Here is a 12,892-nt window from a genome sequence, read left to right as displayed (position 1 = left end):
GGTGTCATCCGCTGAATGGTATTCAGCAGGATGACACCTCTGTTATTGTTATGCGTCCAAGTTCGCCAATTCATAAATGGCGCGGGCATAAATCGCAGTTGCTTTCAATAAATCCTCGATCTCGATGTATTCGTCTACGCGGTGAGCCATCTCTTCTCTTCCTGGGAATAAGGCGCCGAATGCGACTCCATATTCCATGAATGCAGCGTATGTACCGCCGCCTGTTGTCAGCAAGGTAGGCTCAAGCTGTGTTTCCTCCGCATAAATCTTCTGCAGCACCTTGATCATTGGATGCTCTGCATCGACATGATGCGGCTCCTTCAAGTCAGGCTCCTCTACGAGGAAGCCGAATGCATCCATCTTCGCTGCCAATGTATCCAGAATCGTCGGTAGATCCTGTGTGACTGGGAAGCGAATGTTCAGATGGAAGAATGGCTGCTTGTCCGCTCCGAATTCGAAAATACCTGCATTGACGGTTAATGGCCCTGTAATGTCATCCTCATACGCAATGCCCAGCTTGCTGCCCAAGTGATCGTCCGTCAAATAAGCATCGACGCAGCGAATGTAGCGGTCAGCATCGGCTTGGAAGGAGTACGAACGCAAAAATCCGAACAGCTTCAGTGCAGCATTGATGCCTTGATGAGGCTCCATGCCATGGGCGGATTTCCCTTTGAGGCTGAGCGTCATTTGATTGCCATTCACTTCGGAAGAACCTTTCAATTGCTGCTCTGTGTAATAGCTCTCGAACTTGGCTGCCAATTCTGCAAGCGCAGCAGACTCGCCAGAGATCGTTGCTGTTGCAGATTCCGGCACCATGTTCTCAACACCGCCGCCATGGAAGGATACGAGCTCTAGCTGCCCCTCTTGACGCCCGGAAGCAGAATCGTCTGGCTTCAGCAGGAAGCGGGTATTGATTTGACCCTTCTCCGCATGTGTAATGGGGAAGTCGGCATCTGGAGCGAAGCCGTATAGCGGCATTTTCTCACGCTTCGTATAGGTCTTCATGCATTCCATCCCGCTCTCTTCATCTGCACCGAAGATAACGCGCACATTGTGCTTCAATGGCAAGCCGAGTTCTTTCACAATCTTCAAGCCGTAATAAGCTGCAAGTGTAGGCCCTTTATCATCAATGGCGCCACGCGCGAACAGCTTGCCCTCACGAATGTCAGGGGAGAATGGCGGGGTTGTCCAATGTCCGGTTGCAGGGACGACGTCAACATGGCATAGTGCTGCGACATATTCGCCACTCGTCGATTCGCCATATTCGGCGTAGCCTACATATCCGTCCAGGTTCGTTACACGGTATCCGTCGCGACGGGACATGTCCAGCACATAATCAAGCGCGCGAGCTACATTTTGCCCCATAGGCTTGCCAGGTTCGCTCGTGCTGGCATCCTTCACACTTTCGATGCTGAGCAATCCCTTCAGATCCTGCAGCAGATCGTCCTTGCGCTTCAATACTTCTTCCATCCAGTTCATCAAGCCGCACTCCTTTTGTATTGAAAATTGAACATGTGTTAATAGTGGTCGTGTATATGCGACGCTCATCCATGAACATATGATTGCCGCCTTGGCATAATTATAACAGGTGAAGTCCAGTAACAACATACAGGGAGCTGGCGAATCGCAGAGATTGTAGGGTGCAGTATCCCCCAGAATATGTTCACGGGTGTTCATATAGGTGCTGAGGGCTCTGTGGTGGATGGGCGAATATCGAAGTCCAGCCGTCCTTCCAGACTATCGTTCAGCTCAACCAGTAGCGCTGCTGTTTGTACAGATATCACGCAAGATCCGCTCGATTTATCTCTCACTTTAAGGGATAGAGGTAGAGGCGGCGAACCGTTATATGAAATGGATCGATCACATGTCGACTATTGTGCGTCAAGTGAAGCAGTGGGATAAGAACAGTGTTCAATCGGTGCGAGGGGTAAAGCGGCCTATTTTCGATGCCTACCTATCGTTTGTCCAAACCCTTCTATCTATGGGTGCATTTTATAAGTAGTATAATCTTCATTTTGCACCAGCAACCTATGTCTATAGGAGGGAACAGCGTGTTAGCTAATGCTACGATTCTAGTAACAGGCGGAACTGGTTCATTGGGCTACGCCCTCGTTGAACAATTATTGCTGCATCGTCCTGCTCGCATCATCGTATATTCGCGCAATGAGACGAGCCAGTTCATTATGAGCCGCAAGTTTGAGGATGCAAGACTGGCGTTCTGGATTGGCGATGTGCGCGATCAAGACTCCCTCCATCAGGCATGCCAAGGGGTCGATTATATCTTCCATCTCGCTGCGCTCACACATGTATCCTTTTGTGAGGAGCACCCGCAAGAAGCGTTGAAGACGAATGTGGTTGGCACACAATATGTGATTGAGGCCGCTATTGCGAATCAGGTTAAGGCGGTTATATTTGCATCGACGGATCAAGCCGTGGAGCCTACGAGCTGCTATGGAATGACGAAGGCGATGGGTGAGAATGTAATAATAAACGCCAACATCGTGAGCGAATCCACGAGATTTATCGCTGTTCGCAGCAGCAATGTTCTAGGAACACACGGGAGTGTACCTCATGTACTGCTGGATCAGATCAAGAATAAGAAGCTTGTTAGTATGATGGATCGGGGGAAGACCTGTTTCTTCACGCCGATGGAGCAGGCCGTCGCCTTATTGCTGAAGGCGCTGCAATCTGGAATTGGCGGCGAGCTGTACACGACGAAGATGCCGTCATGCGCTCTAGTGCATATGGCTGAGGTATTTATAGAAATGTGTGGCGGGGGAGATGTACGGCTTATTTTTACAGGTTCAGCGTCGAGTGGCAAAGGGAAGATTCATGATATTCTCATCTCGGAAAGTGAGAGCCGACATACCGTGAAGGCGGATGATTCTTATTTGATCGTTCTTCCTCTATTAGGTTTGCCGAGACTGCATGAGCATTATGCGTCGTATCCTTCTATGGCTGTGGGGGAATACACATCTGCAGAGGGGGCAATGACGAAGGAAGAGATACGTGAATTGCTGTTCGATAGCGGCTTGTTGTATGAGGTGCACGTATCCAAGCAAGCTCAAGGCTCGCGGGACTAATCAAGCGACATGGAAGGTTTATTATGTATAGCACGAGAACGCCCCTGAAGCATGTGGCTTCAAGGGCGTTATAAGTTTCTAGGATTGCAATGGCGGATTTTTATGGCACTTCCGGCATACCGGATAGTACGTATCGTTACCGCCGATTACGATTTGCTCTCCCGTATAGAGAGGACGGTTATTGGCGTCAACGCGCAGATTCATCGTTGCTTTGCGTTCACAGAACCAGCATATCGTTTTCATTTCCTCTATTTTATCCGCATACAGCAGCATATAACGGCTGCCCTCAAATAGCTCATTTCGGAAGTCATTCTTCAATCCGAAGCCCATAACAGGAATATCGAGTTCATCGACGATGCGGGTAAGCTGCATAATTTGAGCATGATCCAAAAATTGGACTTCGTCAATCAGCACGCAGGAAATGGGTCCTTCATGATGCTGTACGATCTCAAATAAATCAGTGTCTTCATGGATCGAAATTGCCTTGCGGCGCAGACCAATGCGAGAAGATATATATCCGCTCTCGTCCCGATCATCTACAGCAGGGGTGAAGATCAATACGGATTTCTCCTGCTCTTCATAATTATGGGCGACCTTCAATATTTCAATGGATTTCCCACTATTCATTGCGCCGTATCGAAAATATAACTGAGCCAACTTCGCCACTCCGTTCCATTCTTTGTTGATGAGATTATAGAATAGCATAGGAAGCGTCTCAGGTACAGGAACAGAGAATGGATAAGCTGCTTAGTCCAGGATCACGGATTGATCGGGATGGTGGTACAACTGGAACATTAAGCGCAGCTGCGCTTCTGTATTGCGTTCAGCCGACAATGTCGGCAGCGCATGTTCGGAGAAGAAGCCTACCTCGCTCGTTTCTGTGCCACTGGCAGCTTCCCCTCCGATAATGTCACACAAGATGAATAATTTATACACATGAAACGGTTCTGGCGGGTGCTGGTGGAACCGCTTATCTAGCACGGCAAGCAGTCGGATGGCTCTTGCTTGGAAGCCGGATTCCTCTTGGATTTCCTTCACAACAACCTCAGATGGAGAGAAGCCGATATCTGCCCATCCGCCGGGAAGTGACCATGCTCCATCGGCCTTTTCTTTGACGAGCAGAAGCTCCCCATCACGGAAGATGACACCCCGGACATCTACCTTCGGCGTTGCGTAACCTGTGTCGCTTGCGAAGGATAGCCGGATTTGTTCCTTATCTGCTTCAGCGCAGTTAGCCATCATATCGACACTAATGTCGCGCAATTCTTCATACCGCTCGCGGTCGTAAGCGTTTTCTGTGTACGTTAAGCCGATCTGTGCGAGAGCTTGTATCCGCTTGGCCCAATGCAGCTGTCTCCAATCGAGAGCTGGGTTCTCTATCGATTGTTCAATCAGTTCGATAAGCTCTGCCGGCTTCGAGTAGATGTCATGTGGAGCTGTCTCGAATGTGGCGGACTGAACAGTATCGAACCATTTAGCTCCTATCGTATGCACGTTAGCGGCAAGGCCGGCTTGAATATCAGCGTTGCTGTCACCGATCCATATCGCTTCGTCGGCGCGAATATGTAATGCGTCCAGCGCCGCGTGAATGCCTTCAGGATCGGGCTTCGGCCTCGTTACTTCATCGCCTGTGATGGCGATATCCACATACTTAGTCAAGCCGAGCGCTTCACTGGAAATCTCATACGCTCGCCGCCCTTTGCCAGTAATAATGCCGATCGATATGCCATGCTCCTTCAAATGCTGCAGCATCTGAATAATTGCTGGTGAAGCATGTACAAGGCTGGGATGCCAATTGCGGTACAGTTCAAAATATTCTTCGATGGCGGAAGGCAATAGACCTCTATATTTCATATTTGCAGTCAATATGCCCTCTTCCGTCGGGCCGAACATCGCAATAATTTGCTCCTTCGATACCATTCGATTGTCATATCGCTTGAATATGTCTTGGAACACATGAAGTGTCAATGGAAGGGTATCAGCTAGTGTCCCGTCAAAGTCAAACAAAACGGCTCGTATCATTGCATTCATCCTCCTTGATGGGTTAAGAGATTATGATCACTTGCACATGATTGGCCTTCATCGCATTGGCTAGCTCAGGCGACAGTGGCTGGTTCGTAATGAGAATATCGATGTCGGACAAGGATAGCCCCCGATAGTAATGGGTATGTCCGAGCTTCGTATAATCCGCAAGTACGATTGTCTGTCTTGAACGGCTAACAATTTCTCTCTTCATATATATGTCTTCTTCATAATGATAATAAATGCCTGCTTCCGAGATGCCTGCTGCGCCTAAGAACGCCTTATCGAATTGAAAATCACGCAGCTTATCTAGTGTCGAGTAGCCAGATAAATGTCTTGTCTTCGGCTGCACGATGCCTCCTAATAGATGGGTCTGTATCGTGGCTTGCTCAGCCAACATACAAGCATTATCAATCGAATGGGTCACGGCGGTTGCGTGAGCAGGCTTTAGATGCGGTATGATGCACTGCACTGTGGTCGATACGTCCAGAAAGATCATGTCGTGATCTTGAACAAGCTTAGCGGCATGGCGTCCGATGCGCATCTTGCCGTCTGGTTCATTATGCAGTCGAGCAGCATAGGCTTCAATCTTCTGTTCCAGCCGGGGGAGCGTAATTCCTCCATGGGTACGTGTTACGGCACCGCTTTCTGTCAGCTTCACGATGTCACGCCTTGCCGTATCTCTGGAAATGTCGAACATCGCGCAGATTTCTCCGACAGTCATCGTGTCTTGCTCTTCTAAATGCGTTAATATGCGCAGAAGGCGCTCTTCTTGATACATATTCTCCACCTCATACTTCTAATATTAAGTATATGTAAGTAATATTTCAAGTAGATATAAGTATTTCGCATAAATATAAGCTCTATTTTATGTGAAAAACGTAGATATGCAACGAGGACACACATCTGAAGACGCGAATGTGAAGGATGGATCAAATTAGGGTTGATTGGATAAAACAGGAGTGGTAGTATATGGTTAAACAATGATTTAAACATTGTTTAAATCATTGTTTAAATTATGTGCGGGAGGGATTAGGAATGAAGCAACCTGATAAGTCGCTAGAGACGAAGGAGAAGATCTTGAATGCGACCCTGGATATGATCAAGGAGGAAGAATTTGAGCAGATTACGATTCGCAAAGTAGCGTCGCGCTCCAACACGAACATCGCACTAATCAATTACTACTTCGGATCGAAGGATGCTCTGATCAATGAGGCGATTAAAATATTGTTATCGGGATTCCGCAGCTCGTTCAACGTTCTTGATGATCGCAGCATAGAGCCTCTGCAACGACTGCGTTTGTTCCTGATTCAATATGTACAGGTCATTCAACAATATCCAGCGATTATCTCACGTACAATAACTGCTGGCTCTGCCATGTTTGCCTCTCAGCAAGAGTATGGACAATTTCTGCAAGCTGTCGGCTTTGACAAAGTTCAGCGTACAATTCAAGAGATTACGCGCGAGGACAATCATGAAGGATTAACAATGATGATGATGCAGCTATTCGGTGCCGTGTTTCTCCCTGTTTTAATGAAGCCTCTGCTTGAATCGGGTACGGGAGTGGCAGTTGCGTCTGTCGAAGCACAGATTGACTTGTTGTTTGCACGCTATTTCCATCGAGATTCAAGATTACAATCATGAATTTTTTGCATTTGCTCGAATGATGCCATTCCTGAAGTAACTCGTTCTTGAACCTAGCAACCTTGTAATGATGATGAAGTCCATTACACATGCAGAGGCTGTGTCCCTGCGAATAGGAGGCAATCGAGATGGATGTTCTCAGAAAGTATTGGCAGGATCTTGGAATGGTTGTTGCTGTCATGGTGTGTATCTATTTGTTGGTAAGAGGAACTGTGATTCCTGACATCACGGTGATGCTGTGGTTGAGCTTCGTGGCAATTCTGGTTCACCAATTCGAAGAATATCGGTGGCCCGGATACTTCGGGGGCTTGTTCAATGCAGTTCTATTCAAGAGCAAGCATCCTCACAATTATCCGCTGAACCCGCATTCGGCTATGATTATTAACCTGATTATTGCTTATGGGTTTTATTTGCTGCCCGTCTTGTTCCCTGAAGTGATATGGCTTGGTCTCGCTCCCATGTTCATGGGGTTCTTTCAATTAATCTGGCATGGTATTTTCGCAAATAGTAAGGCACGATCTCTCTACAATCCCGGACTCTTCTCTGTGTTAGTCTTGCACATCCCTGTCGGGTGCTGGTATGTTTTTCATATTACAACGACAGGAATTGTCCATACATCCGATTGGATCATTGGGACGGCTTACTTCCTTGCTGCCGTATATATCTTGATCGTTAAGGGGAATATGTGGCTCAAGAATCCGAACTCCCCATATCGCTTTACGGCGAATCAATTAGGCCCCTATTCCAAGCAGATGTAAATGAATAAAAGGTGGGAGAGATGAAGATGCCAGGGATTGAACAGAATGACAGAGCTATGAAGCTTGATTTGGAGCGTATCGTATTTATCGGGCGAACCTACGATGAATATATCAGCATGTTCGACTTGAACATCGAAGATCTGCAAGGGAAGCGCATACTAGACTGTCCATCAGGGGCTTGTTCCTTCACCGCAGCGGCAGTTCGTCAAGGGATTGATGTTATGGCATGCGACATCGCATATGAATATGCTGCTGATGATTTGCAGCGGAAGGGAATACATGATGTAGCGCATGCGATGGAGCAGATGGCGCAAGCTGCTGAACAATACGAGTGGGGGTTCTTCGGTGATATCGACGGCTTGCGAGCCCATCGTTTGCAAGCATTGCGGGACTGCTCAGTACATCGAAGAGAAGAACCGCATCGGTATGTTCATGCGACTCTTCCGTCTCTCCCTTTCGAGGACGGAGAGTTTGATGTGGTTCTCTCCGCACATTTCCTCTTCATGTACGGAGATCGGCTGGATGAAGCGTTTCACCGCAATACGCTCGTTGAGCTGCTTCGTGTAGCGAAGGAGGAAGTACGAATTTTCCCGTTGATTGACTTGGCAGGGAAGCGGCCACCTCAAGTAGACATCGTGATCGAGCAGGCCAAGCATCTTGGCTGTGAGGTACAGGAACGTACGGTTCCTTATGAATTCATGCGCGGCGGCAATACAATGCTGTACATCAAGAAGAAGTAGCGACACGATGAACTCGAGATATGGTTCTATCAATGGATTAATGAATAAGGGATTAGGTGTAAATCTGGCAGAGAGAGCGAACTGCAGGCAATGTATGTAGAGTGAACGAAAAATGTGAGAATTCGGAGCAGGCGGCCTTGGGTAATCAGGGCTGCTTTTTTTTTTGTTTGCGTAAATCCGAAAATTTACAATTCCAAAATATTACTCACGATTCCCGTTAACATTCGTATGTGAAAATACTTCCAGAAGCCTATTGCAATACCTATTGCCATGAGAAAAGGGTGAAGACATGAATCGTAACATGTTAACGGTCATCGCAACGTCGCTCGCACTATCTACGATCATTTCTACTAGTGCTGTCAGCGCAGCGGAAGCAAATAAAGGGCAAGTAAGCATCGCAGCAGTGACGAAGGAAGCAGCAAAAGCATCCAATCTGTCAATCGGGGTTGATGGTGTAAGCAGCAATATTCGCACACTGAATGTCAAAGGAACGGTATTGTACTCCGTTCGCGACATCGCCAATATTTTTGGCGCAGATATCCAAGAAAGCAAGAGCGGAATTACACTCGTTGGTGGCAACCCAGCGCAGACGATTACGGTTCGATTGAACTCGGGCGCTTATGAAGTTGATGGCGCTACGAAGAACTTCTCAGTTGCACCGTTAGAGCAAAAAGGTGTTATCTACGCGGAGCTTAACGCACTTGTTGAAGCACTTGGCGGAGAAGTATCTGGTTCCGGCAGCAAGCTGGATGTTGTTAGTGTGAAGCCTCTCGAGGGAGATTTCAGCTCCCCGCGCGTGAACAGCAACGGTGAAGTGATAGCAGCTCGCGAATCTGATGGAACGGTTCAATTGTATAAATGGAATTCTACATACCGGATATACGATGCATTGACTTCTAATGAGAACGCAGCAAACACAGCAGTATCGCCTGACCTGAAGTGGGGCGTATTTACGGATGAGTCCAGTCAATTGTACTTGATGGATCTGAGCCTTGGAACTGCACAGGCAATTGGTAAAGATACTTCCGTAAAGACCGATCTGACATGGTCCGCAGACGGTAAAAAAGTGTACTTTGTACAAGGGGACAAGCAAGAGAAAATCGCTTACGTGAACGTAGACAGCGGCAAGATTACAAGCGTGCTGGCTGATAAAGTAGAAAACAAGTCGGACATCCGCCTGTCGGCAGATGACAAGACGGTTCTGTACGCAGTTAACATTACAGGCGTAGCGAAAAATGACAAGGATAGCACAGAAGACTCCTTATCCATCGACTTCTCCGGAGCAGGCTCCCAGTTGTTCACACTGGATCTGACCGCGAAGGATGCGAAGCCGGTTCAGCTGACAACTACGTCGGACAACAAGCTGTATCCGAACCTGCTGCCAGACGGAAGAGCTGTCTATGTGAGCGGTGATACAGAGGGTAAGGTTGAGAACAGCGTATTGAAGGTTGTTCAAGCGAAGGAGAAGAAGGTATCGGATCTCGTAGCTGATGTAGATGTATCCGTTGCTGTTACTTCTGCGAAGGGCCAATTGATTATCGCTGCAACAGAGAAAGACGGCAAGTCGAGCATTTATGTGGTGAAAGCAGATGGCTCCAAGTCGAAGCTGTACACGACAGAAGGCGCGATTACAGAAATATTCCCATCCGCCGACGGTTCTCAAGTTGCGGTTATCGAGGATGGACAAGTGAAATGGGTAGCTAATAATCAAGCGGTTACGTTAACGAAATAAACAGTTCCGAAGGGAGAGCATTAACAATGAGAAAATTAAAAATCGCATCTTTGGCAATTCTCGCATCTTTATTCCTTGTATCTTCAGCTTTTGGAGGAGCGTCTACAGCTCTGGCTAAGGACGAATTGAAAGGCAAAGTAACAATTAATGGTTCAACGGCATTGCTGCCAATGACACTGCAAGCAGCGAAGGAGTTCCAGAAGCTGCATCCAAAAGTGAAAGTTGCAGCTTCCGGTAAAGGCTCTATCACTGGTCCACAAGCTGTTAAGAAAGGCATCGCTGAAATCGGCGCATGCGACTGGGATGCAAGCATGGACGTTCCAGGCTTCAAAGCATTCGAAGGGCAAGTAGCTCACAAAGTAGCGGTAATTCCATTCGCGACAATCGTGAACAAAAACGTAAAAGTAGACAACCTGACGACTGAACAGTTGAAAGGCATCTACTCCGGTAAAATCACGAACTGGAAAGATGTTGGCGGCGACAACGCGGATATCGTTGTTATCACTCGTTCCTTCGGTTCCGGTACGCGCGTTAACTACCAATTGAAAGCATTGGACGGCGGCGACATTACGAAGAAGAAAGACAACTACAAAGAAGTTGGTTCCAGCGGCGATATGAAGACAGCTGTTGCAACAACACCTAACGCAATCGGCTACATCGACCTTGTATACGTGAATAGCGACGTTAAAGCTGTTAAATTTAACGGCGTAGAAGCTTCCACAGACAACGTAATCAAAGGCAAGTATCCAGTATGGGCTTATGGCTACTACATGACAAAAGGTCAACCAACTGGCGCTACAAAAGCATTCATTGAGTACATTCAAAGCGCGAAGTTTCAACAAGGTTCGCTGAAGAAGTTGAAGTTCATCCCGATTTCCGCAATGAAGTAAGTTGAACGATTCACGGTAAGAGATTTCATTCACGGCCAGCCCTCAGGAAGACGGGGGCTGGTTGTTCTATGGGGGAACGAGAATGAGCACGCCTGTTCAAGAGCTGGCGCCGGTAGCCGGAGCCAATATCCTAACTGCATCCAAGAAAGGCCGGTTCGATCGTTATGTACGGGTGCGATTGACGAACCGCCTGTTCCAGTACTTATTCCTGCTGTGCATTTTAGCTTTATGTGTTGTTCTCGGACTGGTCATCTTCTTCATTGGCAAGACGGGAATTTTGACCTTCCGCGACATCTCGCTGTCAGATTTCTTCTTATCACTTGATTGGACGCCGGAAGATGGGAAATTCGGGGCCGGTGCATTTATCATTAACACGCTGCTATTAACAGGGCTGACCCTGCTGATTGCCGTTCCGATTTCGGTTGGCATGGCTGTTCTGCTTGTGGAGATTTCTCCAATGTGGTTCAAAAGGTTCGTTCGACCGGTGCTCGACTTGCTGGTTGGGATTCCTTCTATAGTATATGGTTATCTTGGTCTGACAGTATTAATACCACTTATTCGTGAATGGACAGGGGAGAACTTGGGTGACGGCTTGCTGGCAGCCGCACTCGTTCTATCCCTTATGATATTGCCGACAATATGTCGGGTCAGTGATGAAGCCATTGCAGCCGTACCGAAGAAATATCGGGAAGCGGCTTATGCGCTAGGCTCCACCCGCTTGCATGTCATTATGAGAGTTGTACTGCCGGCTGCGAAGCGTGGAATTATTGCAGCGATTATTCTGGGTATGACTCGTGCAATAGGAGAAACGATGGCTGTCGTTATGGTCATCGGGAATACGGCACAGCTTGCCGATTCGTTGTTCACGCCAACGGCGGTTCTTACGAGCAACATCGTCATGCAAATCTCGAACGTGGAGTTCGAATCAACATGGAACTATGCGCTTCATATGATGGCATTTCTGCTTCTTCTCATCTCCTTCCTGCTTATTGTCGTTATTCGTTTTCTTAGCAAGAGAGGAGGCGCTCGCGCATGAGTTCGTTCACAGCAAGCGGCAAAAACAATCGTGCCAAGCTGTACAATAAGGCGGCTACAGGATTGTTCTACGCGCTGGGGATAGCGGTGCTGCTGCTTATCTTCTGGCTGCTGTACACCATATTGAGCAAGGGCTTGCCTGGTATTACGATGGAATTCTTACTGAAGGTTCCGGAAGAGATCGATGTGGGAGGCGGTATCGGCCCCGTATTGTTCAACTCGTTCTATATCTTAATCTTGTCCTTGATTATCTCCGTGCCAATTGGAGTAGGGGCAGGTATCTACATGGCGGAATATGCGCCTGCCAATCGCTTTACAGAAGGACTTCGCATGTGTGTGGAATCGTTGTCCTCAGTCCCTTCGATCGTATTCGGCTTGCTCGGACTCGCTATCTTTGCAGAGTACTTCCAGGTTGGACTCACGATATTAGGAGGGGCAGTAAGCTTGGCATTCCTGAATCTGCCGATGCTGTGCCGTGTCACGGAAGAGGCAATTCGCGATGTGCCGGATGAGCTGCGCAATGCAGCCTATGCACTTGGAACAACGAAGTTCCAGACGATTCGCACAGTCGTTCTCCCTGTAGCACTTCAAGCGATTATAACAGGCATATGCTTGGTAGCAGGTCGTGCATTCGGTGAATCAGCGGTTATTATTCTTACTGCGGGCTTGAGCACTTCCGGAGAGATGTGGGACTTCAATCTGTTCTCCCCAGGCGAGACACTCGCCGTCCATCTCTGGTATGTGCAATCCGAGGCGATTGTAGAGGATGCTAGTCAGATTGCCGACAAGGCCGCAGCTGTGCTCGTCTTCGTCGTCTTATTGATCAATCTCTTGTTCCGCATTCCGCTCTGGTTCAACAATCGAAAATTGAAGAAGTAAGTCCATTCATCATCCCATGTAGAAGAGCCAACATGCTCTCCTGCATGGGATTGTTATCGTGCTGGTCGTCCACCACAACCGCAAATCTAAAAAAGCTTCCCTAGATAGC

12 protein-coding genes are annotated in these 12,892 nt (G+C 47.9%); 8 read left to right on the top strand and 4 right to left on the bottom strand.

Going from position 1 to position 12,892, the window contains the following annotated elements; genetic code table 11:
- Positions 1-48 precede the first annotated feature (48 nt).
- Complete coding sequence (gene pepV, locus BP95_RS0110665; protein ID WP_021254775.1) at positions 49-1,479, bottom strand: dipeptidase PepV; 1,431 nt, start codon at positions 1,477-1,479, stop codon at positions 49-51.
- A gap of 572 nt (positions 1,480-2,051) precedes the next feature.
- On the opposite strand from pepV, the gene BP95_RS30125 reads away from it, so the two are divergent.
- Positions 2,052-3,083 (top strand): polysaccharide biosynthesis protein, encoded by a 1,032-nt coding sequence (locus tag BP95_RS30125; protein ID WP_021254774.1) that lies wholly within the window; start codon positions 2,052-2,054, stop codon positions 3,081-3,083.
- Positions 3,084-3,161: 78 nt separating this feature from the next.
- On the opposite strand, the gene BP95_RS0110655 is transcribed toward BP95_RS30125, so the two are convergent.
- From BP95_RS0110655 to BP95_RS0110645, 3 genes are all read right to left on the bottom strand, one after another.
- On the bottom strand, positions 3,162-3,740 hold the full coding sequence (locus BP95_RS0110655; RefSeq protein WP_021254773.1) for a thymidine kinase: 579 nt from the start codon (positions 3,738-3,740) through the stop codon (positions 3,162-3,164).
- Between the two features lie 90 nt (positions 3,741-3,830).
- Positions 3,831-5,105: an NUDIX hydrolase N-terminal domain-containing protein gene (locus BP95_RS34400; protein WP_021254772.1), complete on the bottom strand. Its 1,275-nt coding sequence runs from the start codon at positions 5,103-5,105 to the stop codon at positions 3,831-3,833.
- 22 nt (positions 5,106-5,127) lie between these two features.
- A complete protein-coding gene (locus BP95_RS0110645) occupies positions 5,128-5,886 on the bottom strand; it encodes a DeoR/GlpR family DNA-binding transcription regulator (protein WP_021254771.1) in 759 nt (252 codons plus the stop codon).
- Between the two features lie 257 nt (positions 5,887-6,143).
- Between BP95_RS0110645 and BP95_RS0110640 the strand changes: the two genes are divergently transcribed.
- The 7 genes from BP95_RS0110640 to pstA all read left to right on the top strand — a co-directional run bounded on the left by BP95_RS0110640 (position 6,144) and on the right by pstA (position 12,783).
- Entirely contained in the window at positions 6,144-6,749 is a 606-nt protein-coding gene (locus tag BP95_RS0110640; protein ID WP_021254770.1) for a TetR/AcrR family transcriptional regulator, read from the top strand.
- A gap of 128 nt (positions 6,750-6,877) precedes the next feature.
- Positions 6,878-7,507 carry an HXXEE domain-containing protein gene (locus tag BP95_RS0110635; protein ID WP_021254769.1) on the top strand — a complete coding sequence of 210 codons (630 nt, stop codon included), beginning with the start codon at positions 6,878-6,880 and terminating at the stop codon, positions 7,505-7,507.
- Positions 7,508-7,533: 26 nt separating this feature from the next.
- A complete protein-coding gene (locus BP95_RS0110630) occupies positions 7,534-8,247 on the top strand; it encodes a class I SAM-dependent methyltransferase (protein ID WP_231515088.1) in 714 nt (237 codons plus the stop codon).
- A 289-nt stretch (positions 8,248-8,536) separates the two neighbouring features.
- On the top strand, positions 8,537-9,979 hold the full coding sequence (locus BP95_RS0110625; protein WP_028532131.1) for a stalk domain-containing protein: 1,443 nt from the start codon (positions 8,537-8,539) through the stop codon (positions 9,977-9,979).
- 26 nt (positions 9,980-10,005) lie between these two features.
- Complete coding sequence (locus BP95_RS0110620) at positions 10,006-10,869, top strand: phosphate ABC transporter substrate-binding protein (protein WP_028532130.1); 864 nt, start codon at positions 10,006-10,008, stop codon at positions 10,867-10,869.
- Between the two features lie 82 nt (positions 10,870-10,951).
- Positions 10,952-11,905 carry a phosphate ABC transporter permease subunit PstC gene (pstC, locus tag BP95_RS0110615; protein WP_028532129.1) on the top strand — a complete coding sequence of 318 codons (954 nt, stop codon included), beginning with the start codon at positions 10,952-10,954 and terminating at the stop codon, positions 11,903-11,905.
- On the top strand, positions 11,902-12,783 hold the full coding sequence (gene pstA, locus BP95_RS0110610) for a phosphate ABC transporter permease PstA (protein ID WP_028532128.1): 882 nt from the start codon (positions 11,902-11,904) through the stop codon (positions 12,781-12,783). The genes pstC and pstA overlap by 4 nt, the downstream gene beginning before the upstream one ends.
- Positions 12,784-12,892 lie beyond the last annotated feature (109 nt).

It is taken from the genome of Paenibacillus sp. UNC217MF (genome assembly GCF_000686865.1).
In the GTDB taxonomy this organism is placed as follows: Bacteria; Bacillota; Bacilli; order Paenibacillales; family Paenibacillaceae; genus Paenibacillus_B; species Paenibacillus_B suaedae.
The sequence above is the reverse complement of the archived record's forward strand: the minus strand, read 5'-3'. Positions and strand labels throughout refer to the sequence as shown.

Coding starts and splice junctions, on each gene's coding strand:
- pepV (WP_021254775.1), bottom strand. CDS start 1,479: ATGAACTGGATGGAAGAAGTATTGAAGCGCAAGGACGATCTGCTGCAG.
- BP95_RS34400 (WP_021254772.1), bottom strand. CDS start 5,105: ATGATACGAGCCGTTTTGTTTGACTTTGACGGGACACTAGCTGATACC.
- BP95_RS0110645 (WP_021254771.1), bottom strand. CDS start 5,886: ATGTATCAAGAAGAGCGCCTTCTGCGCATATTAACGCATTTAGAAGAG.
- BP95_RS0110640 (WP_021254770.1), top strand. CDS start 6,144: ATGAAGCAACCTGATAAGTCGCTAGAGACGAAGGAGAAGATCTTGAAT.
- BP95_RS0110635 (WP_021254769.1), top strand. CDS start 6,878: ATGGATGTTCTCAGAAAGTATTGGCAGGATCTTGGAATGGTTGTTGCT.
- BP95_RS0110630 (WP_231515088.1), top strand. CDS start 7,534: ATGCCAGGGATTGAACAGAATGACAGAGCTATGAAGCTTGATTTGGAG.
- BP95_RS0110625 (WP_028532131.1), top strand. CDS start 8,537: ATGAATCGTAACATGTTAACGGTCATCGCAACGTCGCTCGCACTATCT.
- BP95_RS0110620 (WP_028532130.1), top strand. CDS start 10,006: ATGAGAAAATTAAAAATCGCATCTTTGGCAATTCTCGCATCTTTATTC.
- pstC (WP_028532129.1), top strand. CDS start 10,952: ATGAGCACGCCTGTTCAAGAGCTGGCGCCGGTAGCCGGAGCCAATATC.
- pstA (WP_028532128.1), top strand. CDS start 11,902: ATGAGTTCGTTCACAGCAAGCGGCAAAAACAATCGTGCCAAGCTGTAC.